Source organism: Candidatus Poseidonia alphae (assembly GCF_943787815.1).
GTDB classification, from domain to species: Archaea; Thermoplasmatota; Poseidoniia; order Poseidoniales; family Poseidoniaceae; genus Poseidonia; species Poseidonia alphae.
This window is the reverse complement of sequence record NZ_CALSNW010000003.1, coordinates 51,438-74,850: the sequence shown is the minus strand read 5'-3', so window position 1 is coordinate 74,850 and position 23,413 is coordinate 51,438. Positions and strand designations below refer to the sequence as shown.

Below are 23,413 nucleotides of genomic sequence, written 5' to 3'. Positions count from 1 at the left end.
GCCAATACCTATGAAGCACGAGGGGGACGGCAGAACATGATAGGGAACAATCAAGCCTCACTACGGGCTTTTGGCCTCGTTCTTTTGATGCTCGCCGCCCCACTTGCTGGTTGCTTTGGGGAGGATGAAGTTGAAGAAATCAAAGTCTCGGACATTTTTCTCATCGATGCAAAAAACCCTTCTGAAGTCAGTTTAAATGCTGGAGAATATCATGAGTTCATACTCATTGGCGAAGGTCAGCGACTCGTCGTACCGGTGGACGTTTTCCTAATCGTCAACGGAACGTTGGTTCAATCTGGAGAGATTAGGGTTGGTGATGAAGGTCAAATTGGAGGTCAAATTCTGACCACCCCTTACACCACTGAGGCCAATTTAACCCTCCTTCACCCAGATGGATTGTCCACCCTCTTGGAAATTCCAATGCTCGAAGGGATACCGATTGTGAACGGGGAAGAATGGTTTGAGAAGATGGATTTCATCACAAGCGTGTGCTCAGACTCAACTCAATGTGGCGGATACATCAACCGATGGATGGGCTCAGGCAACCCCCAATTTGAGCGTGCTGCAGTCTATTTCAAAGGCCACTTTGAAGGGCTTGGATATGAAACTCACATGATGCGTGTCATCGACCACGGGAACCCAACCCAGCCTGAGAGCTTGAACGTCATTGCTTGGAAGGAAGGGCGTAACGATTCCTGTGTTCAAGGCATGGGGGCGCACATGGATGTAGCACCACCTGGAAGTCTTGCAGGCACCTATGAAGGAGCCTATGACAACACAGCAGGTACCGTCTCAATGTTGCTCTACGCCCGAGCCTTTGTTGATTTAACCTTTGAATGTGATACATTTTTGGCTCTTTGGTCAAGTGAAGAAGAGGGGTTGCGAGGTTCCAACGCCTTCGCAACAAACGATTGTGACTACTGCCTGCCCAAGGATAAGGAACTGAAATTCTACATCAACATGGACATGATGGGAATCTCTTGGCCCGCTCACAAATCAAACGGTGACCCGTTCCCATACCACGCATGGTCCGGCCCAGACATCGACCCCAACGAACAAGACGTCGCCATTACCAGTGTGCTCGACCACGTACACAGAAACATCTTGAAAGCCCCCATGGACTTGAGAATTGAAGGGTCCTACGGATCTGGCTGTGACCAGCATTGGGACGACCATTACAATCTGGTTATGGACGTCCACGAGGATACATTCGGACGTTCCGACCACGTCACATTCCGTGACCTAGGAGCTCAAACCATCTTCCACCTCGGTGCATACGACGATGACTACTCCGCCTACCACTCCCCGACTGACACGCTTGACAACATGGTTACAGAGGTCGGCGGGCAAGAAGAACTCGAAAAGAGCATCGAATTTGTGATGTGGGCGGCTATGCTTGAGTTCCTCATAGCTGACCAGACTCCTGAAATACGAAACGTTGGCGTCTAAGGCTCTATACGAATCTTGATGAAGAATAAACCAATTCGACGGTCATGGAAGAAGACATTGTTGTCACCAGTTCACACTGGCGTACATCGTTGTTCTGGCAGCCTGTCCTCTTCTCATTAGGTTTCTTTCTCGCCCTAAGTGAAGTCATTGTTCGCCTCGTACAGGGAACCGGTGCGGTCGATGCGATTTGGCCGCATGCTGTTCGTTCATTGGAGTGGACGGTGCTCCTTCGTTCATCAACGGAGCAAACGTTGGTTCTGTTTATGGCCGTTCCAGTGCTGGGATACTTTTTCAACCTCTGGAAGTTCGAAAACGAGAATGAACGGGGCATCGATGAAGTTCTGATGGTACTCCTAGGTTTGATCAGCGGCTTGATTGCAATTCATTTCGTAATGGATGTATTTTACCTCAAGGGTGCGTTCCTCATGCTCCCGATGTTCTACGCCTGGATGTTCCTTTGGCTACTGCTTTTGCGAGGAGGCATGCCCCGATTGAGAAGCACTGCATCCGAGGGAATCGCCCCCGGAAGAGTCATCCATCTCGTGGGCGTGTTTCTAGCGGCATGGATGTTGATGCCCGGAGTTCCTGCATTGGTCGGATTTGCTCCGTCTCCACCAGACGCACCTACCATCGGTTATGGGTCAAGTCCTGGACCTTACGAGACAATGAGGTTTTCCGAACCCTACTCGATGCCCGGTGATGTTGCAGCAATCCAGGGAGATCGGGAAGATGATGTCCTCTTCAGCGTCCATGTAACACTACCAATCCTTCCGGATGATACCCCTGTTGAGACCTTACCTCTTGGTATCCTTTTGCACGGTTTTGGATACCCTGACCTCAATGCATACACATACTGGATTGACCACCTCGCCGCAAAAGGAATGGCCGTTGCCTTGTTGCAATACCCTTCGGACCTCAGACCAGAAGGTTTCGAATCGTTTGAAGCGAGAGATGTTGAAGGGACGTCGGATTTTCTCCAGCACGAATACCGTAACACAGCCATACGAGCAGCTATCGACCACCTTGAGGTCATGGTCCTTGGTGAAAACCGATCAGCCATTGCCGAAGAAACTCTTGGTAACATCACGATTGACCCGACCTCTCTTTGGGTGGGGGGACACAGTTTGGGAGGAGCGTACACGTTCATCACACTCGATGAGGTCTTGACCAAAGGCTGGGGTTCTCGGGCGCTTGTGGTGGCGTTGGAATCGCCAGCAAGTAGACCAATGGGCGAGTCAATGCAACCCGATTTAACCAATCTACCCGTTGATACGATGGTGCAGATCGCAGTGACAGAGGATGACATGAGTGTGGGTGTTTGCCCCGGCGCATTTCATCAACAGATGTTCAATGCGCTCCCCGATGAGCGAAATCAACTCATTGAAGTTCACTCTGACCTCTATGGGTTCCCCCGTCTCGTGGCGAGCCATTACGTCCAGACGAATCCCGCATACGACCGATTGGCAGACTGGGGATTCTACCGGCGAATTGATGCGCAGGCCGACTTTTTGGTGGCTCACGGTCGAAACGACACCTTCACGGCGGATTGGGCATTCCAGTACATGACGGAAGAAGAAACGCTGACCAATATGGGGAAGTGGTCTGATGGAACACCGGTTTTACCACTCACAGTATACTCTGATGGGATCAATACACAGGGACGCTTTTCTGCCTGCACCTGAAACAACGCTTCAAAAGCGAACCCAATGATTGGTGTGCATGAATGGGGAGGCCGTCACAAGCGATGTGCGTTCTTTATGGAGGCTCATCGGAGGGTCTGCATTTATGGCCTCACTGTGCTGCTTCCCGAGCATAGTATTGGTCTTCTTTGGCCTTGCGAGCGTCTCAACAGCCGCAGCCCTTTCCGATGACCTCTACTGGGGATACAACGGCATGGGTTGGTTCAGACCGCTTCTCTTGGTCGCCTCAGCATTGATGGTTGTTGTCGGGTTGGTGGTTTACTTCCGAAAAGAGGGCATCTGTAGCCTTGACGAAGTAAAACGACAACGACAAAGAGTCATCAACACAAGCCTCATTGTTGGAACGTTCACGGTTCTGCTTTATGTTGTGTTCAACTTTGTGATCTTAACCGAACTTGGAATCGCCATGGACCTCCCATGGGAATCAAGTCGCCTTTGGAATTAACGCTCAGATGTTGTTCCGATTCGTGTTGCACCCAACACCCCAGTCTGGCCGGCCCTGCATGGCAATTCGCGTCTCTTCCAAAAGGCGGTCTTCTGCAGTCAGGTGAGCGGTCGGTTTGGTTCGAATTGCAAGGGCTAACTGGTAACCGTTATGCACCCAATTTACCAATTGAATTTTTGAATTTTCAATTGAAATAATATGTTCCGATTCCCCAATTGAAAGTTTAATTTTACGCGGATTCAAATGCATGCCTTTCCGCATTGCTTTTTGTATGGCTTCTTTCGAAGTCCACAACATCATTGCCGACTCAGGATTCTTGCGTAGATGTTCCAATTCATCACCTTTTGAGATGAGATCAAAGGCGTTCGGGGCAAGCGCACGTTGAGCCGGTTCGGCATCGATACCAACATTCAACTCCGAATCGGATAAAGCAAGGAATACATGACCATCGCTGTGTGATATCGAAAACGAGGGAAGGGGAGTGTTCATCCAGATCCCTTGTAGAAACGCAATCCGTGGCGCCCGGTGCTCGTCCCGCACGATTTCAAGTACGTTGAGGTCAACGATACCCCAAAGCCCGAGACAATGGCCCAATAACCAACGACCACTCAGGTGCTCGTCGCTTCGTTTTGAAGTAGCAAAGGTCGCCACCTCATCTGCATTTGCAAGCGGGACATCGACGAATTCCAAATGCCGTATTGGCATTGAATACACACGAACATGGTTCGCAAAAGATTGAGGGACATCGAGGGAAACGACATCGGACTCCATGGAACCACCGCTTAACGATTAAATTCAAATTTCTGTTCGTCTGCAACTGGAGCCATCGCTTTCAATCTCAAACCTTTCATCGCCAATACCGGTGCGTCATCGTCACCGACAATGACGACGTCATGAACAGTGACTCCGTCATCATCCGAGGAAGTTTGTATGCTCCTTAGACGAAGGGTTTCGTCGTTCTCAGGGACACGGAGCATGGTCGACCAACCAATGCCGACCGGCAGACTGCTGAAGCCCTTGGATTCCATCGCAACCAAACCTGCGTTTTGGAAACCGGCTTCAATGAGCATCGGCAGGGATTCCAATAGAACGGATTCTCCATCGGCTTCAATTGAAAACTGGTCCGTTAGAGGGAGTTGATGGCGCATCAGGGCAAGTCCGTCAATTCCAGGTGTTTCTTCATCACCAACACCTTGCAACACACCTCCGTGAGATTGGAACCTCGCTCCGTGGAAATAGCGCATGTAAATGAAAGCTGGATTCTGTATGAGTTCTCCTGCTGGAGGTATTCCAATTCCCGGAAGTTCATCGACCTCACGCTGAAGGAATGGGCACAAGTCCTCGCATTTCTCTACCAGGCGTACGGTCGCAACATGGTGTTCCCGTTCTCCGAACACTTCTCCTTTAGAATTGGTCAGGTCAGACACCAAAGAACACTTGATCCACGTCATGTCGTCATCTTGGCGGTCCAATTGAGCCACCACACGAACCGTCATTGGACCCTTCATCAGTTTAACAGGCAAGCCAAACGAGACGTCTTCAAAGCCTGCTAGGCAGGTTGAGGGGCGTAAGAGAAGTGAACTTTGTGCAAACATCTCAAGAGCCATGACACCAGGGTGATACGGCACACCATCAATGGCGTGATCGGTGAGGAAAGGGTGGTCTTCAACAGAGAGCGTGCATTGGGTCGTCATACCAGACCCTTCTTCGAGATTCAACACTTTGTCAATGAACGGGAAACGGGCAGGGTCGGCAATGGTTGCAGCCATGCCGGGAGGTAATTTCAGCGGGGCTTCTCGGAAGGAGTCAAAACGGTCCATCAGACCGAGAGAACCACAACCGAGCACTCTTCTTTTCCCACCACGAAGGGCTTCGTCAACGAAGATGTTGACACCGTCTTCAACGGAGAGCGTTTCAATTCCTGCCGCTTCGAACACGGCTTCAATTGAACCGCGTGTTGCCATGCCGACGTCTCGCCAACCGGTCCATCCAATAGCCACCGCACGGCAAGAGGAACTCGCCGTAAGCCGTGACATCTCTGCATCCAGTACTGAATTGGCTGCGGCATAGTCAGTTTGTCCTCCATTGCCGAAACGGCCAGCAACGCTGGTGAAGCAAGCGGCAAACTCGGGATAATCCCGTCCAGAAGCACGTACTGCTCCCAGAAGTGCTCGCCATCCATCGATTTTCACACGCACGACTCGGTCAAAGATTTCGTGAGATTTGTCCGTGACACGTTTGGAATCCTCCAGACCTGCCCCGTGAACGATTCCAGTAATCGGCTTTCCAAGTCCTTCTCCCAGAGACGTCAGAGCCTCGTGATCCATGACATTCACAGACCGATACTCCGCAGTATTCCCAGATTGGCGAATGGTGTCAATCGTGATGTAAACGTCCATACTCCGAGTGAATTTCTGCCATGCATTGTTCCATTCAACCATGGTGACTTTGCCATTCTCTGAAGCCTCTATGAGCCGTTCACGGAGTGCATTCTTTTCCTCTGCAAGTTGTGCATCATCCCAACCAACCCACGCATGTGTTGATTCAATCAACGACGAGCGCCCGAGGAGAACAAAGTGCGCTCCTGAATTTGGACTGGCTTGTGCAACTCCAATCACGGACGCGGCAGTAACCCCTGAACCACCGCCCGATACAAGCCATGTATCGTCCTTGGTCAAGGGTTGAGTTTCGTCTACAAGGTCTTCTGCAAACGCTACGAGGGCCCAACGACGTCCATCACGGTCCAGACCGACCTCGACATCTCCATCGAGTTCGAACAGGTCATGTTCAATCTGCTTAGCAGCCGCAACTTCTTCAAAGAGAAGATCAGGGTGAAGGTCAATGGCTCTGCAGCGCAAGTCCGGTCGCTCAAAGGCGTAGGATTTGGTTACGCCAGAGGCAGCACACTGAACTGAATTGAAACGTTCACCAATGTTTCCATGGCGCCCGTCCATTGCGGTCACGGAGGCGACCACAGCAGGCTTTTGATCAGAAAGATGGTTGTTTAACTCTTTGAGTAAAGCAAACCATCCGTGGCCTGCAAGAGCGATCTGTGAAGAAGGGGTCGTATCTTCCTCCCATTGTGCCGAGGCGATTTTCATAGGAGCCATGTGAATCAAGGCGCCAATGGAAGTCGCCTTGAGTTGTTCGCAAACCCATGCCAGGTGTTCGGGTTGCTCAGGGTCAGCTCGGTAAACAGTTCGTCCCCCTTCGTCAAGAACGGAGGGGTCTCGGATTCGACTTTCGAAACCAACACGAACCGCGTGCAAACCTCGGGCATCCATACGCTGACAGAAGGCTTCTGCAATACCCCAGCCGTCATCGGTGACGACGACGGTTCCATCAATTGAAAGTGGGCTTGGGGTGCCGTTGCAGTCTTCAACTTCAACCTGCCAACGACGGGTGCCCATGGATACCACATGGTGGTCATCATGACCAATTACCGCCTCTACTGTTGCCTCCTGAGGGAGTTCGATATCAGAAGATACACCGCCTGTCATCTTGATGATGTAGGCTGTGAAGTGATTCAAGGTCGGATGGTCGGAGAGGACAAAGTCCTCGTCGACTGGAAGTGTGAACCGTTCACGGATGTCTCCCATGATTTCGGCTTGTTTGACAGTATCAATTCCAAGTTCGCCCTCCAAATCTTGGTCCATTTCAATAAAGTCCGCTGGGTAACCGGTATGTTCGACGACCACTTCAACAAGAACCGCTTCAATGTCAGGGTTGGTTCCTGCTGCGGCTGGCGTTCGTACTGGCTTTACAGCCTCTACAGAAGCCGCCGCAGGCATCACTGGGGAAACCGGAGCAGGCGTCGGTTCAGGAGTTGAAACCGTCCCGCCCTGCATTTTCTGGATGTATCCCATCATATGATTCAAAGTCGGATAGTCGGAGAGAACAAAGTCCTCATCGATTGGAAGAGAAAACCGTTCACGGATATCGGCCATGATTTCGGCTTGTTTGACCGTATCAATTCCAAGCTCCCCCTCCAAATCTTGGTCCAACTCAATAAAATCAGCTGGGTACTTTGTATGTTCAACAACAACTTCAACGACAATATCTCGCATGGATGCATCGTCCACCACGGGTACGACTGAAGTTGCCGGTTTGATGTCGGGAAGGACCTCTTTGACAGCCACGGGTGAAGGGGATGCGACCGTTTGTGGCGAAGCCACGGTGACGGCCCCCCCGGTCATCTGCTGGATGTAGGAAATCATATGGTTCAGGGTTGGATAGTCGGAGAGAATGAAATCTTCATCCACCGGAAGTGAAAACTTTTCTCGGATATCTGCCATGATCTCTGCTTGTTTCACCGTATCAATTCCAAGTTCACCTTCTAAATCTTGGTCCAGTTCTATGAAATCAGACGGATAACCCGTATGCGTCACGACCACATCAATCACCGTTTGAACGGTCGATCCATCGCTTACAACGGCGACAGGGGCTGATTGGGCCACGGGCACAACAACCGGAGGAGCGGGCACGTGTACCGGAACCGGTGGAGCAACATCGGGTTGAGGGGACGGTTTTCCTTCCCAGTCCACTGTAGGCTGCCAGGGTTCACCCTGAACGCCGCCGTGGAGGTTGTCATCTCCGTTGACGTAAGCCACGAGCTTGTTCTGAAGGATTCGCAACACGACGTCATCTGTTCCAGCCAGGTCCCTTGCCCAAGCCAGCAACACCGCTCCATTGATACGCTCACCCTCAATCGGCCATCGGCGAACCAGGGAAAGTGCGATTTGTGAGCCAAACCCTGCGGCAAACCGAAGACCGTATCTAAGTTCGGGATAATCTCCACCGGTTGAAAGGTTCAATTGACCCAATTCAGGGTCTCTTTCTTTGTGGTTGGCGATTGGAGGGATACGTCCAGTGAGCATTCCATAGAACATGCTTGCATCTTCTATACCGACCGCCATTGGGTGTCCTGTGAATCCTTTGGTATTGGCAATCACCAACTTATTTGTAGAATCTCCAAATGTTTCTCGAAGGGCCTTGACTTCGGATTGTGCTGAACCGCCTCGTGCTGGAGTGTAGGTTTCGTGAGAGAAGAAGACCGTTTTTGGAGCGATTTCATGCCGGTCAATGTTCCACCGTTGTTCCATGGAAGTGATGAAACCGTTGACAATTTGACCAACATGTTCCACATCAAGACGTGTTCCGTGATACGCTGAATTGGCCGTTGTTGAACCAAGGAATTCAGCGATTGGCTGCACCCCACGCTGCTTGGCTTCAGAATGGCGTTCAACGACAAAGGCTGCGGCTCCCATTCCGAGAATGAGTCCGTTACGCCGTCGGTCAAACGGTAAGGCTGTTTCTTCGACAACATTGTTGGTTGCAGCCGCACCGGAAGCAGCGAACCCTCCAGCAATCCATTCCCAGAGGTCGTCGCCGGTTACATCGTCTGCACTGATGATGACGACACGGTCAACACGGTCGTTTTCCAGCCAATCTTCTGCAACACCGAAAGCGGCTGTGGCTGATGCACAAGCGAGATTGATGGTGGTATTGGGCCCGCGAATCCCTGTATATTGAGCGAATTGTGAGTGCCCCATGTTCAGGGCTTGGAAGAGGTAGCGTCGGTCAAAGCGTCCTTCACCGTCATCTCCGTTGGTTTTTGCATGCTTTGAAGCCATTTGCAATCCTGGGAAACACGATGAAAAGACGATACCTGTTCGTTCACGCTGTATCTGAGGGACCTGCCAGTTTCGGATGAGTCGAAGCCCACCCTTTCCGACTTGTTCGACCGGAGTCAATGGGATTCCAGCATCACGAAGGGCTAACAATCCAGCAGCAACCGACAATTGAGTGCTGATGTCCCAAGCCAGGACCGCTTTCGGATCGATTCCAAATTCTTCGGAAAGGTCGAATGCACCCTTGAGCCCTGCGAGTTGCGGAATGTCTCCAAACACTGTGGCTTGGTCCATATTCACCGAACCGTCACGACCTTTGATCAAACGGACAATGTTCTTATCCAACAGACGCTGTTTGTATTCATCGGATACTTCACTGATGCATGTTTCTCCACGAACGAGTTTCTCAAACGTATCTTCTGAAAAGACACGGTCCATGCCGGGCAACCCAAGCGAGACTCCAGTAATGACGAACGGATCTACGTCTCTAGAAGAGCCGGAACGTGTCTGCAGCGCAGAAACAGTTTGGATGTTTTGTTGTTGCAATTGAGCAGGAGCAGTTACGGACGACATTGGCGTCCATGATGAAGGCGGCTTACGCACCCAGCGGGCAAGGTCGCCGGCAGTTTGGGCCAGACTTGCGTTGTATTCGCCGTCGGTTTCTGCTTCCGCAGCCAAGGTTGAAATCACTTGTTGGATGGAGGTTTCACTCAAGCCCAAGCCCTCACGAAGCATGACGTGCCCGTGACAAAAAGAAGCAGGATAATTGCTGAAGGTGCCGATTCGGTCGCCCACATAAGCACGAATGGCTCGCTCAAGAGCAAAATCACTGTCCATGGCTGGTTGTTGAACCATGGAAGGAGCGGGTGCGCTTGTAGAAGCGCCACCGTTTGGTAGCGGTCGTGCTCTCAAACGAAGCGATTCAAGGTCGGCTGAAGATGGACCGCTTCCGATGGCCCCTTCTTGATGTGCTTCAATCGGCCCTGCTCTGAAGGCTTCACTCAACATTTCTGAATTTGAATCCGGCCACTGAGGTGGGCGTCCAGCCAGTGCAAGTGCGCCCAAAGCTGTAAGGAATGTAGCGATGCCACCTTGTTTGGGATGGTTGGACATGATGGGAACGTGCGGGCGACCCTCGAGAATTTGCATGGCAAACATGGTCAGGGCGCGCTTTGGTCCAACTTCCAAAAAGACACGTCCTCCCGCATCATACATGGTTTCAATTTGCTTGGTCCATTCAACTGAGGAAGCCATTTGAGGAGCGAGTTGATTCAAGATCCCCGCCTTGGAATCATCTCCGTCCATTGGGTAGAAGGCCCCGTCTACATTGGCCGTAATCGGAATGCTCGGCCACCGTATTTCCAACCCCTCTAAGAAACGGCGTAGGGGTTCGTTTGCAGGAGCGACAATTCGCGAATGGAAGGCGTGGGATGTTGCGAGTTCGACGCTGTTGAACCCCTTGGCCTCGAAAGCAGCCATAGCGGCCCGAACGGGTTCCGTTTCTCCCGCAATCACGGTCATTTTTGGTGAATTCTTGTTCGCAGCAATGACGTAACCGTCCGCCGCTTCAAGGATTGTTGCAACCTCTTCATAGGGCGCTGTTACGCTGGCCATGAGGCCTTTGTCATCAATTTCAACCGAGCCCATTTCAGTACCACGGGCTGCAGCAGCCCTCAGAGCACCGTCCATATCGAGAATTCCTGAAGACATCAAGGCAGCATATTCGCCCAGCGAATGGCCTGCTACCATGTCGGGGTGGTGTCCAAAGGCGTTCAGAGTACGTTCGATGGCCAGGTCTGCGGTAAGCATTGCCGGCTGAGTGTATTCTGTTTGCTTGAGTTTATGTTCTGCTTCAATCCGTTCTTCACCAGTCAGTGCATCCCTTAGGACAAAGCTGGAAAGCGTCTCTCCATCCAAGACGTCCACCATCGTGATATCGGCTTGTTCCCAAACCAATGCAGCAGGAGAAAAACGTTTGACGAGGTCATTGGTCATACCAACGTATTGACTGCCCTGTCCTGGGTACATGTGAGCAACCTTAGCTTCAGCAGGTAGCGATGGTTCTGAACTGATGAGGACACCTTGGGATTGGAGAAAGCCCCACTTTTCAGGATCGTCCATGGCTTTGAGAGCCAACCCTAGGCGCTTGTCAAATTCTGCCCATGATGTGGCGATGACCGCCATTCGAACGCCGCCCTGTGGGTCGTAGGATTGACTTGCCGCCTGAAGAGCTTCAGAAAGTCTTCGGCCACGCGGGTCTTCGTCAAAACGTGCTCCTGTGAATTCCAATGCCCCGAGAGCACCTTTCAATCCATCAATGTGGTTTGATGAAAGAAGAAGAAGCCCTCCCTCAATGGCTTTCAATTCATTGTGGTTCATTGATGGCGTTGCGGTTGCATCAAGGATTGAAGGGGCCATGCTCTTTGGTGAAGTTTGGGAATATGCGCTCCATCGAGCCTCCCATTCTGAGGCGAGTGGACGGTGTACATCTGGCTCGTACCCTTCTAGAGCGATATGGAAGTTGGTCCCACCAAACCCGAAGGCTGACACCCCTGCACGGCGGGGGTTGTCGGTTGGGCGGGGCCATTCAAGCGCCTCGGTAGGAACGAAGAAGGGGATATTGGACCAATCCACGGTTGGATTTGGAGTTTCGAAATTCGCACTCGGCGGAATGGTGCGATGGTGGAGAGCCATGACCGTTTTCATGATGCCTGCAATTCCTGCCGCTGCTTTGAGGTGGCCGATTTGCGATTTGATCGAACCGACTGCAACCTTGCCAGTTCCACCAAGACCCGTCCACAAACGGGACAGTGTAGACAATTCTGTAGCATCGCCCACCTTCGTAGAGGTCCCGTGGGCCTCAACCAATTCAACAGAAGAAGCAGGATAACCTGCTTGATTGTAGGCTCGTGCGATGGCTTGTATTTGACCGCGTTGACTTGGAGCAGTGATTCCTTTTCCGCGCCCATCCGAAGAGCCGCCTATGCCCCTGATCACACTGTAAATCTCATCACCCGATTCGATGGCGTCGCTCAATCGCTTGAGAACCAACACCCCGGCACCCTCTCCCATGACAAATCCATTAGCACGGGCGTCGAAAGGAGAAGAATGGGTGGGGGACAGGGCCCCAATAGCGGAAAATTTAGCAAACGTTGCTGGGTCCATTGTTCGGTCCGTTGCACCGGCAAGCATCACGTCAACTTGACGGGTTTGAAGCAACCTGCATGCATCCAAAACAGCAGCCATGGATGATGCGCAGGCAGCGTCCATTGCATGATTCGGCCCTTGCAGGTCAAGGAGATTGGCGACCCTTCCTGAAACGACGTTCGCGAGTTCTCCGGGCATGGTGTCTTCGTCAACACGCGGTGTTCCTTCGTTGATGTTAGCGACAAAGGATTCAGCATTTCCCGCAGGCATTCCATGAGAAATTGCAGTTTCTTTGGTGTGATTTGACCAAACACGAATGTTGGAAAGGTTTCGGTTCTCGCCACCCAACGCATTGGCAAATACGACTCCGGTTTTGGTTCGGTCAATGTCCTTCACTTCACCGTCGTATCCGGCGTGCTCAATCGCATCGGCCGCAACGGAAACCGCCCACAACTGACACGGGTCAATTTGGGGGAGCGTGCCTGGCGGCTGACGCCATCGGCGCCAATCAAACGCATCGCCTTTGACGAGAGCGCCTATTTTCGAGTAGGTGAATCCCTCAGTGTGTTGCCCAGGGCCCCCTTCTTTCCAAAAATGGTCCATAGGACCTGGCCATCTCCCTTCAGGAAGAGGTGCGATGCTGATTTTTTTCTCAATGATGTTCTGCCAGAAGGCATCGATGCTCGGAGCATCGGGCATCAAGGCTCCCACACCTACGACGGCAATCGGTTCGAATGGGCCCTGTTCGAGCCCTTCGCATGGTTTGCCGTCTTGAGTGGTAATGGTCATGTTGTTCACCTTAATTCATGATGCTCTCCGGCACCATCGTAATTGAGTAACCAGCATCAACGTAAATGCACTGCCCCGTAACTCCAGAAGAAAGCGGACTTGAGAGCCACAATGTTGCTCCTGCAACATCCTGTTGACTTACGTTCCTTCGAAGAGGAGCATTGGCTTCGACGTGGTCTAAGATTCGGTCAAAGCCAGGAATACCCCCTGCCGCAATCGTTCGTATGGGTCCGGAAGATATGGCATTCACTCGGTGACCTTCCGGGCCGAGGTGGCACGCCAGTTCACGCGTCCAGCATTCCAATGCAGCCTTTGCCATGGACATGATGCCATAATTGGGCACATACCTGTTTGCGGCCGCATACGTCAAGGTCACCGTTGATGACCCTGGATTCAGATAGGGGAGGGCGTGCTTCAAGCAGCGCTGCAATGAATTAGCAGAAATGGTCATTGCCGTGTTGATGTCTTCTCCCTCAACAAAGAGAATCGGTCGGTCAAAGCAAGCCCTCGGTGCAAATCCAATGGCGTGAATGAGGATATCTGCCTTCTTGCCGGGGTGGTCTTTAGCAAATGCATCAAAAAATTCCTGAGTTGTTGCGTCTGCTTCGACGTCCAGTGGATAGAACCCTCCGATTGATGGAAGTTGGTCCTTTAATTGGAAAATACGGCTCATGAATCGCTTCTGGTACCCCAGGTAGAGCGTCACTCCAGCCGCAGCAAGTTGTTGACAAATAGCCCAAGCGATGGAGTCTTCGCTAGCGACACCGAAGACAAACGCTGTTTTCCCTTCTAAACTCAGCATGAAAACACTCCGTGACGAACAGGTGTAGTCCGCTACACCAAGCCTTTGAGTGTTGCCTTTGAAAACGGCGCTTAGAGCGCCAGTTGGTCACCTTTCCGAATGAGCCGAAAGCCCGGGTGCAATTACAGGTCTGCAAAGACATCGTCTAAATCATCGACATCATCCAACAAGCTGTCAAGATCGTCGTCCAAATCCTCAAAGTCAAATTCGTCTTTAGGTTCTTCTTCATCTGCAACGTCAACGGGTGGAACGTACATTGGTTGCGAGTCGGCTCGCTTTCGAAGAGCCTTACTCAGAGCGACGACCAGAACAATACCGAACAGTCCGGCAGCGGCGATCCCACCGTAGAGAACGGCGTCATCCTTGCTGAATTCTTCCAAACCTCCGCCGAGGCTTCCAGCCCCAGTGTTTGCTTCAAGTTGAATGCTAAGAGTGGTCTCGCTAAGGGTTGCGTCATCGTCGTTGACGCTCGAAGCTTGGAGTATGAGTTGGTAGCGAGCGTCTTCAGGGATCTCATTCGGCGAGCGGATGGTGAATTCTCGTGTTTCGGAAAGGGCGCCCTTTTCTACAGGCAAGGTCAAAGTTGCACCTCCTGGGAACGTGAATCCTGCCTCCTCAAGTTCATCCTGATTCTGGATGATGATACGAATATCGTCATCACTGTTTCCATTGTTTTGGGCTTGGAATGCAATGGGGGTTTCTTCACCAGAATTCATGCTCCTGGTGCTCTTGTCTGCAACGCTTAGGTCAACCATTCCAAAGGCTTCAATCCCCAACTCACCCTCAACGGTTGCATTGGAGGAAAGTTGATCCGGCCAATCCAAACTTTGGACGTTTGTTACAACGGCAATCAGTGTGAAATCATACACCAAGGAAGCCGATGCCCTGCTGTTTCCTGAAAAGGTAACGGTGAACTCTTCTGCGTCCCCCGCCGCCAGTGTAAACGAGTCTTCTTCAAGAGTCATTTCAACCTCCACGCCGTCCCATTCTTTGTCAACGGAGATTTGCTCCTCAAACGATGATGGGTTCGTCAAGGTACAGATGATTTGCACCTGAGGGCTGCTGGAAGGAGGGCGGACATCAATTTTTGGATTTTTATTGTCGCAGTCCATCTCCACTCCGGGTGCCGTTGGAATTTGCGAGGAAGCGGTCAGGGGCAAGCACATGGCCAACATGAGAACGGCAAAAAGTGTTAACTTTCGTGTCGAATGCATGGTGCACACCGGACAAGGGTAGGCTCTCCCTTTCATGAATGTGATGGATAAACGGTCCAGAAGATTGTTGTTTTCCCAAGGATTACTTTCAGGGGGACTCTGCACCGTAGACTCGCTCTGCTAGTTCCTGGTGTGTGTTCCAAAGAATGTCTTCAGGAAGCCCTGCCGCAATGAGTTGTTGTGTACGTTTTGGGACTGTTTTTGGACCCAATACCGCTCCTGGCCTTCGTAAATCATCCATGTAATCCGTTTCAAGGAAAAAGCCGTGGCTGGCCGCCTCATAGGTACTCATCAACTCCTCCAACGCCCCTTTCCCGATGAGGACACTCGGCGTTAAACCGTGAGTTGAAGATGCGTCAACATTCGCTGGAGCATAATGCCGTACAAGTTTTACGAGGTCCATCCCTTGCTTTTGCGCACGTTTTGCGAGGTCGGGATAGGTTGCCTCGCTTTCCCCTTCAACGTGCAACTGCAGAGGCAATCCTTGCTGTGCTGCGAGATGCATGGTTTCGTCCAAGAGTTGATTCGACAGGTCCAAAATCCGCTCCTCAACGGGCCAATGGGGCCTTCCAACCTCTCCCACCGCATGAGCATCACCTTCTTCGATAAACTCCAACGCCGCATCTATGGAGTGCCGGTAATTGTTGATGGCCTTTTCTTCCCCAGAGACTTCATCCTCCGTAACCCATCGCTCAAACTGGTGAGCAAAAGCAGCGGGGTGCGGTCCAAGAACAACCCGAACTCCCAATCCTACTTCACTACGAACCTTAGCAGCCATGCCAATGGTGTCCTGATAAGCAGCACGATGGCCTGCATGTGTTTCGGGAGGGTTGGAGAAATCAGGGCAGTGGACAAGGACAAGATCGGTGCCTCCAGCACGCTGAAAGTCCCTCGCAGCATCCAAGAATAGACCGTTACGATTGAGATGGAAATGATTGTCCAAGATTGGACCGTCATACGTCATGGCCTTCCCTCAAATTTGGTCAACAAAATAGCCACGTTCAGTGAACTGATTCTTCCAATAAACAGCAGCCATGGCGACCATATTTGGATGCCGAGCATCCGTCACAATGCATTTTCCATTCGGCCAGATTTGCACCGTGAGTTTGTGCCGTGTGTCGGTAAGAATGGTACATCCAAGGCGTGCATCGTATTCGGTTGTCCCGGATGTAAACGAGCCAGCAATGGCTTGGAGGTTGATGGGTTGCTCGTACTTGAATGAAGTAACAACGGGGCCCAACTCGGCAACAAGACCAGCATCGTCCATGCCAAGGCGAAGCAAGAGTTCCTTTGCTGCAGCCCTCGCAGCCTCAACCCGATGAGTTCCGTGAACGACAATTCGTCCTTCTTCGTCAATAACAAGAGTTGCTCGAGGTCGGTCCAAGACTTTGATGACCACGCCGCTATTGCGTTGCCCCCCAACCATCTGAACGACTTTTTCTTGGTCGATGGGGATTGGACATACGAAACGTACGAGCTGATTTTCCACTCGAACATCGACTGAACCTGATGCCATTTCACTCCTCCTCCGACCCTTCGCTGTGAGTCACTGTTGATGAAATCTCCTCTTTTTCAGGAAGGTCCTTCAATGCCTCAAGAATCAGCGGTCGTTGAGGCATATGAGCAACGACAAGAAGCACAGCCTCATCCCCATGGGTTGCACGTAGTGAAGCCAGTGCGCCACGGATTCGACTGGCGAAACGGACGTCCCTTCGTTTGTTCAGTTCCGAAGTGCTCAACCATTCATTCAAATCCCACCATGCAGATGCAAGTACACTGACTGAGGAGAGGTCGTTTGATTGCCCTTTTGGAGGGGGTTGAGCCAAAAAAAGGTTCTCTTTGACCGAACGTTTCCATCGTTTTCCGCTTCTGACCATGCCCAGTAATTTCCGCCAATGAGAAACTGCTTTTGCTTGCTGAGTCAGGTAGTCGTTCCAATCTTCATCGTCAGCAAGAGGTTCAATGAAAAATACATCCCGCTCATGACGATCTGCATTGCGTTGTAACCTTCTCGGTTCAGGATCAGGGAACCGTCCTCCTTGGACATCTTCAAGAGAGTCTATTCCTTCAAGATACTTTGAGAAAGCACCTCCGGATATGAGGCCATAGGTCATGTTAACCCCATACGATTCTGCTTCGTCTTTTTCCTCTTGCACCCACATATCGACAACATCAGGGGAATCGAGAATCGCCAAACCATGCCATGTGCCTCGAGGGCGCATGACATTCGGGTAAACCACAGTCGGAAGTGTTCCATGAATCACAACCTTGCCCCCTTCAGGGTCGGTCCAGACCTCATCGGCCCAGGTATGCTGGGAGGACATGTGATGCCTCACTGATTGTTGACCCAATCGTGCAGGGCTTCAATGTCCCATCCTTGGTCAAAGTAACCTTGTATTTCAGATTGCGTCCACTGAGGGAATTCCTTCATCGCTTGAGCCATCGTTGGGTCCACGTCTGCTGGAATTTCAGCAAGAACCTTATCGCTTGATCCTCCGACATACTCATCATCGTCTTCGTATTCGTCATCGAGCATGGAGTCAGCGCTGCCCTTTCGAGCGAGAACGACGACCAATGTACCAAGAACACCAATCACGACGACCAAGAGACCGACAATGAGGAGGAAATTGGATGAGTCATCTTCTTCCGCAACCTTGACGTTGAAAGCATCGTTGGCGTCGTTACCGTCGTACAATACATCGCCTGTGCCGTTCACGGAGACAACATAGTACATACCAGTGGTTTGTTCACCGAAGGGTTCGAGTACAATCTTGAACCATGCTTTCTCTCCGATTCCAAGTTCGGTCACTTCGATGGTTCCTTCTGAGGCCGGAGTCAGGCCGTTCATGACGGACTTCACCGTGAGTTGAGTTCCCCCCGCCATTGTGCCCGTATTGCGAACTTCAACCTCAAGGGTCATGGTGTCACCAACACGAGGGCTTTCATCAAGGCGGACATTCAAAATCTCAAAGGTAGCCTCTTCGTGAATGAAGGAGTACATCGATTTATGTTGGGCAATACTGGACACAATCGGTGAAATTGAACCGTCGTCCTGAGGTCCGCCACCGAGGCGTACGCCGGACCCAGCAGAGTCAACACCAGACACCCACATGACGATCTCAACGCCACCCATTTGGCTTTGAGGAGGGTCAAATTGTCCATCACTCAACGGCCACAAGTCAAGACACGTCGCCGAGCCAACATATCCACCAGGCGTAGTCCCAAGTTCAAGAGCCGCACTCTTTGGCTCTGCAGTTCCGAAAGCAGTAACGTATTCGCCCCATGGCAAGTCATTTTGAGGGTCGTCATAGAATTTCCAATTGACCATTAAATCTCCGTAGAACATGGCTTCTTGTTCCGCAACGGTCACTGAAATGTCGACGCAGTGGAAGGTAGCAGTGGACAATACATCGCTGATGATATCACCCGTTGCACCTTTTTGAGCCAGCCATGAATTTGCGAGAACTGTTGGTGCGGTCCGGTCAACCTTTATGTTGAAGGTACTGCATCCATAAACGGTTGAATCATCGCAGAAACCAGCGGTGAAATCCTCTGCACCGGCTGGAAGATTGACCAGCTTAAATTCATAGGTGTATTCGTTCGTGAACACCGGTGCTGTGATGTTGATTTCAAACACTCCGCCAGAGAAGTTGTGATAGGTGGTTTCGCTGGACTGGAATACGTATCCTTTGTCCCTGCTCTCTTGGGTGTCAAGTGTTTCTAAACGTGTAATTTCCATGGTGAGTTCAGCTTCAGGGGTGACATATACACTGTTGAAGATGCCATCTTGGTAAGCGTATTGGCCCGAGAATTGGATGGTGTCCCCGGAGTAAATGAATCCTTGACGGATGTCTTGTGTGTAGGGTGCGCTCATGTCTTCAAAGTACGGCGTGATCATCAAGTCATTCACAGGGTCAGTGCGAACGTCGAGTCGAATTCCATCGCTGTAGTACCACTTCTGGATGTAACGGCCAGGAGATGGAAGCATTCGGTAGAGTGCGTTGTCCAAGTCTTGCATAAACAACTCTGGCGTACTTTCTGCCGTCAAACCAACAACGCCCCAGTCAATTCGAACTGGAATGTCTAGAATGAAGTCAGATTCGAACGGATCGATAAGAGCGGTTCCATCCATTGCACGAAGGGTCGGCCCCTCGTTATCATCGTCTTCTTGAACGATTTCAATGTAAGGGCTGTCGGTCCACGCAGTATCATTGCGCGGGAAGTACCAAACGGTCATGTCATCACGAGTTTTGTCGAGAACGATCTTGAAGTAATCAACATCCCGCCATCCGTTATCGTCGTTTGCTTCTGCGAGAAGGTGGTACGTGTTCCCAGCGTACATGGTTTGGTTCCACTTTCCTTCCCATTGCATTGAAGCAGAGTTGAGGAAACTGTTTTCCTGGGAATCTTCAACGAAGAAGTTGCGTATTACCGGACTTTCGGACGACATGGACACGTAGGTTACCTTGTCGTTCTCAAATCCAGGAGCGCCACCATCAATTGGGTTACCTGCTAGATCGTAGCCTTCAATCCAAAGCGATACCTTTCCTGCGGGGTCTTGTCCGACGTTGGCATAGTCGTTGAATTCTCCGGAGTAGTTTGCGGTTGGAGCCTCACCGTCCCCTTGGAGGGTGATGGTTGCGTACTCTGAAGCATCTGGTATTCCATCGCTGTTGGCGTCGTGATCGTGTTCCACCCAGTAATGCAAGTCAAGTGTTGCTGGTGGATTGGGCAGATCTTGACTGCTCATTCGAATCTCTTGAGTTTCTTGAGGAACAACCCATGTATCGTCAAGCAAGAGACGCCAATCGTCGTCTGTCCCAGGACTCAATACTTCAATATCCAGCAAATTTGGCTCATATGTATCGATCGTGATGTCAAATGGAATGGCACATGACTCATCGGGATTGTACATGGTAGGCGGGCAAAGAATATCGCCACCTTCGTAACCGCGTAAGGCGAATCGATACGTCTCAACTCCTGCTGCTGAACCAAGGTCAACATTCCAGTTAAAGTCGCCACCAATGATCCCCGAGCGGTTAGCGACCTCTTCCCATTCAATGGTGATGTTTCCGTCGGTGTTGTTGACATGCTTGAGTTCTAGAACAAGGAAGTAGGCTGCAGGGTCTGGAGAGTATGGGAGGTCTTCAAGTCGGACTTCACCCACGAGATTGATGTCTTGACCGGATTCTGCATTCGTTAGAGATTGTGCGACTCCAATGCTGTTTTGCAACTCAAAGGTTGTAATCCCTGCATCGTTTTCAACGGCATTACCAACGCTTGGGTCAAACAAGAGAGCGTCAGGTAGGCCGTTAACGTTGCTTGCTGTTGTAAGCCCTGCATACATGCGGACAGCTTCAGTGTCATCCCAGTTTGAATTGACACGGAAATGCCAAGTCACTTGCTTTCCATTGGTGAATTCCGAAACTGAGGACGTGGATTCGAGCGTGATGAGGTCATGTTCGTCACTGGCTTCAGAGAATTGCATGAAGTCCGACCATGTGAGTTTGATGTAATCTGCTGGAGTCTCTAACGTCACCCAAGCTTCAGACAGTGCTGTTCCCGTCAATGGGTCAACAGCGTGCGTCGTGATGACTTCATAGATTTCTCCGTTTGGATAGAGTCCAGCTGGATTGTTCGTCACCGAGAGCGTGTTGGCGTATCCTGTGCTTGAGGACACAGACAATGCGCTCAACTGCACACCGCCTCCGGAATCAGAATGTACGGCGACCGGAACACGAGCATTGGCGCCCCCTCCAGTCCAAAGTGCAATTCCTTGGTTGAGTTCAATATCAAACCCGTCAAGAGCGTTAATGGTGGTGGAATAGTTGTAAACAACATCAAGACCAACCACATTCAGAGAGGTCCCTGATGAGGCATTTGGTGAATTGACTGCGAACCGGAAGGTGACCCAATACCGTCCGAATTCGTCTTCATGGTTTCCTGCGACCGATGGATTGGTCAGGAGGCTGTTGATGGCCTCTTTCAGCAGCAGTGGGGATTGAAGCGCATCGGTAATAATGATGCTTCTGTTCGGCATATCGCCCAAAGACACGGCTTGTGACCCCGCCATAAGGGAGAGCTCAAACCCTTCGGACGGATTTGAATTTGAGCGAATGGTAACGTCATCAAACGAAACATCAGCCGATGAAACTTCAGCTCCGGCAGGAAGCATGAAAAAGGCTCCTTCGGCCTCGCCGTTAACATTCAACGTCATGCTCGCATCGTCTGCTGCGTAGTTGATGTTGTCCACCTTGTTGAGGATAAAGTTCGTCTGGCGTCCAAACATTCCAAACGCAGGTTCAGTGAACCCATAGTCGACGTCGCCATCATCAGCAATGTCAATTCGCAGGTTTTCAGCGTGGTGTCCAAATTCCAAATCAAACCAAATACCGCTCACTTCACATGAACCCATGTAGGAAGTCATTGAAGTGAAGCCAAAGATTGGTGCCTCGAAATCGGTCTTTACGTCCACCGTTAAATTGACGTTCGAGGATTGGCCGAGAGGTATGATGCTCACATCGGGAGATTCGCTGCAATCATCTTGTATGTAGGGCGTTACCGAAGTGATTGGATAACTGAATTTACTTCGCTCAAAGCTCGTTGAGAACGATTCTTGAATCACTTCTGGAGTGTAAATCATCGGCATTCCCGCCCCCGGCGTTGACCAAATTCCATTCGAAACAGAACCCATAGAAGAAGATGTGGAGTTGAATCCTGTACCGACTCTCGTACCCATGCTAAATCCATGCATGACTGCAGTTGAGAGGCGGTCTGGGCCTGAATCAAAATTGAAACGAAGGTTAACTGAGAAATACTTTGATGTGTCAATATCCCAAAGTTCGATGATGTCTCCAGAAAGTCCGATCATCGGCACACCAGAGGTATCGTTGATGACTCGGTTGTTCGCATCCAATACATCGACCGAAAGTTGCGCGCTGAGTGATGTTGATGCTTCAATACTCAACAAACCGTAGCCGTTCGGATGATTTTCACCCCCGAACACCGAGGGAGAAATACCCCGAACGGTCATGCTGGCATTTTGGGGAAGTACATCACCGAGACGGAAGTTGTCGATATGCCATCCGGACATGTTGTTATCAAGAGGGATATCGACTTCTTGGACACCGTTGTGTTCCAAAATAAAACGAATCTGAACATAATCGCCGATGAAATCATTCAGGTCAACTGCAAGGGTCGCCCACCCAGTGGGGTTCTGAGCGTACGTTGAGGATCCCGCAAGTCCGTGATTTTTCGGGCCCGAGGCGGTGTCTAGTCCACTGCACCCGGTGTTCACTTTGTTGTCCAACTGCCATCCATTTGCCCGTTGAGCATAACCTTGGTTGAAACTGATTCCCGTGCTGTTTCCAATGTCAATCGGGAGAAACTGGAATCCTGTTGAGTCGGGGGGGAAGCCTGGATTAGGCGAGGAGCGGATTTGCATGTAAGCACAATCCGCGTAACGAATTGAATTTTGTGCACTGCCTGCATATGCTTCGAGACTGTGCCAGGAGGAAAAGGTCGCCGTCTTGCTCTTGAGTGTAGGGTCAACGTACAACTCTGGAGAATTCATATACAGTTCGTACGGGAGTTCTCCGTTATCGTCGGTGTAATTGTTATCGCCAAGGTTTGTCCCCCAGCAATCGTTACCCGAGGCACAATTTGCAGGCGCATCGGTCGAAGACAAAGCACCATGGACCCAACCTTGACTTGAAGGGGGTGGACTTGAGAAATCCATAAATCCAGCAAACGTTCCTTCAAAATCAGTCAAGAACCCTTCAGCCTTGAGCGACAACGGCGTAGCATCTCCTGAACTGTCTTCGTATTGGAACATGGTCTCATCTGAAAACTCAGTCAATTGATTGTTATGGGCGGGATTCCAAACTCGGTCACTGGTTTCCAAGTCAATCCTTGAATGAGCAGCATGTTCCACCATTTCTGTGGAGATGGTCATTGAAGCTCCGGTCACGGTTTCTCCAACGGGAAGGTCGATGGCACCGTCGACAATGTTGGTCAGTGCTGCACCGTTTCGTATCTCCACATCAACTTCTGAGGAACCGTCTGCGAAGGTTGTGACACTTGCGCCAGCGAACGGGGCAAGGAGCATCAAAAATACGAGGAAAAATGGTGTACTTCTACGGGGTGTTTCATTCGGCATGGTGTCACCTACACTCCCCGGAGGATTCATCCACATAAAACCTCGTCGCTCTCCTGTCAACGTCTTTTAAAAACCAATG

The 23,413-nt window shown here is 51.0% G+C and carries 11 protein-coding genes; 3 read left to right on the top strand and 8 right to left on the bottom strand.

Going from position 1 to position 23,413, the window contains the following annotated elements:
• The first annotated feature begins 36 nt into the window (after positions 1-36).
• Genes AAA857_RS05215 through AAA857_RS05205 form a run of 3 tightly spaced genes read left to right on the top strand, consistent with a single transcriptional unit; the run spans position 37 to position 3,594 of the window.
• Positions 37-1,449 carry a M28 family peptidase gene (locus tag AAA857_RS05215; RefSeq protein WP_338173832.1) on the top strand — a complete coding sequence of 471 codons (1,413 nt, stop codon included), beginning with the start codon at positions 37-39 and terminating at the stop codon, positions 1,447-1,449.
• A gap of 44 nt (positions 1,450-1,493) precedes the next feature.
• Complete coding sequence (locus tag AAA857_RS05210; RefSeq protein WP_338173831.1) at positions 1,494-3,131, top strand: hypothetical protein; 1,638 nt, start codon at positions 1,494-1,496, stop codon at positions 3,129-3,131.
• Positions 3,132-3,168: 37 nt separating this feature from the next.
• Complete coding sequence (locus AAA857_RS05205) at positions 3,169-3,594, top strand: hypothetical protein (RefSeq protein WP_338173829.1); 426 nt, start codon at positions 3,169-3,171, stop codon at positions 3,592-3,594.
• A 3-nt stretch (positions 3,595-3,597) separates the two neighbouring features.
• Here the strand turns inward: AAA857_RS05205 and AAA857_RS05200 are convergent, their stop codons facing one another.
• From AAA857_RS05200 to AAA857_RS05165, 8 genes are all read right to left on the bottom strand, one after another.
• Positions 3,598-4,365 (bottom strand): 4'-phosphopantetheinyl transferase superfamily protein, encoded by a 768-nt coding sequence (locus AAA857_RS05200; RefSeq protein WP_338173827.1) that lies wholly within the window; start codon positions 4,363-4,365, stop codon positions 3,598-3,600.
• An 11-nt stretch (positions 4,366-4,376) separates the two neighbouring features.
• Positions 4,377-13,160 (bottom strand): beta-ketoacyl synthase N-terminal-like domain-containing protein, encoded by an 8,784-nt coding sequence (locus AAA857_RS05195; protein ID WP_338173825.1) that lies wholly within the window; start codon positions 13,158-13,160, stop codon positions 4,377-4,379.
• A gap of 10 nt (positions 13,161-13,170) precedes the next feature.
• Complete coding sequence (locus tag AAA857_RS05190; RefSeq protein ID WP_338173824.1) at positions 13,171-13,962, bottom strand: enoyl-ACP reductase; 792 nt, start codon at positions 13,960-13,962, stop codon at positions 13,171-13,173.
• Positions 13,963-14,084: 122 nt separating this feature from the next.
• Complete coding sequence (gene coaT, locus AAA857_RS05185; protein WP_338173822.1) at positions 14,085-15,176, bottom strand: choice-of-anchor T family protein; 1,092 nt, start codon at positions 15,174-15,176, stop codon at positions 14,085-14,087.
• A gap of 88 nt (positions 15,177-15,264) precedes the next feature.
• The gene (locus AAA857_RS05180) at positions 15,265-16,140 is read right to left on the bottom strand and encodes a TatD family hydrolase (RefSeq protein ID WP_338173820.1); all 876 of its coding nucleotides are present in this window, start codon (positions 16,138-16,140) and stop codon (positions 15,265-15,267) included.
• Between the two features lie 9 nt (positions 16,141-16,149).
• Positions 16,150-16,692 carry a hypothetical protein gene (locus AAA857_RS05175; protein ID WP_338173817.1) on the bottom strand — a complete coding sequence of 181 codons (543 nt, stop codon included), beginning with the start codon at positions 16,690-16,692 and terminating at the stop codon, positions 16,150-16,152.
• 1 nt (position 16,693) lies between these two features.
• Positions 16,694-17,500 (bottom strand): hypothetical protein, encoded by an 807-nt coding sequence (locus tag AAA857_RS05170; protein ID WP_338173815.1) that lies wholly within the window; start codon positions 17,498-17,500, stop codon positions 16,694-16,696.
• A gap of 8 nt (positions 17,501-17,508) precedes the next feature.
• Complete coding sequence (locus AAA857_RS05165; protein ID WP_338173813.1) at positions 17,509-23,334, bottom strand: hypothetical protein; 5,826 nt, start codon at positions 23,332-23,334, stop codon at positions 17,509-17,511.
• Positions 23,335-23,413 lie beyond the last annotated feature (79 nt).

What these genes read in the sequence shown, in the direction of transcription:
- coaT (WP_338173822.1), bottom strand. Translation starts at nt 15,176, where the DNA reads ATGCATTCGACACGAAAGTTAACACTTTTTGCCGTTCTCATGTTGGCC.
- AAA857_RS05190 (WP_338173824.1), bottom strand. Translation starts at nt 13,962, where the DNA reads ATGCTGAGTTTAGAAGGGAAAACAGCGTTTGTCTTCGGTGTCGCTAGC.
- AAA857_RS05200 (WP_338173827.1), bottom strand. Translation starts at nt 4,365, where the DNA reads ATGGAGTCCGATGTCGTTTCCCTCGATGTCCCTCAATCTTTTGCGAAC.
- AAA857_RS05205 (WP_338173829.1), top strand. Translation starts at nt 3,169, where the DNA reads ATGAATGGGGAGGCCGTCACAAGCGATGTGCGTTCTTTATGGAGGCTC.
- AAA857_RS05175 (WP_338173817.1), bottom strand. Translation starts at nt 16,692, where the DNA reads ATGGCATCAGGTTCAGTCGATGTTCGAGTGGAAAATCAGCTCGTACGT.
- AAA857_RS05210 (WP_338173831.1), top strand. Translation starts at nt 1,494, where the DNA reads ATGGAAGAAGACATTGTTGTCACCAGTTCACACTGGCGTACATCGTTG.
- AAA857_RS05195 (WP_338173825.1), bottom strand. Translation starts at nt 13,160, where the DNA reads ATGACCATTACCACTCAAGACGGCAAACCATGCGAAGGGCTCGAACAG.
- AAA857_RS05180 (WP_338173820.1), bottom strand. Translation starts at nt 16,140, where the DNA reads ATGACGTATGACGGTCCAATCTTGGACAATCATTTCCATCTCAATCGT.
- AAA857_RS05170 (WP_338173815.1), bottom strand. Translation starts at nt 17,500, where the DNA reads ATGTCCTCCCAGCATACCTGGGCCGATGAGGTCTGGACCGACCCTGAA.
- AAA857_RS05215 (WP_338173832.1), top strand. Translation starts at nt 37, where the DNA reads ATGATAGGGAACAATCAAGCCTCACTACGGGCTTTTGGCCTCGTTCTT.
- AAA857_RS05165 (WP_338173813.1), bottom strand. Translation starts at nt 23,334, where the DNA reads ATGCCGAATGAAACACCCCGTAGAAGTACACCATTTTTCCTCGTATTT.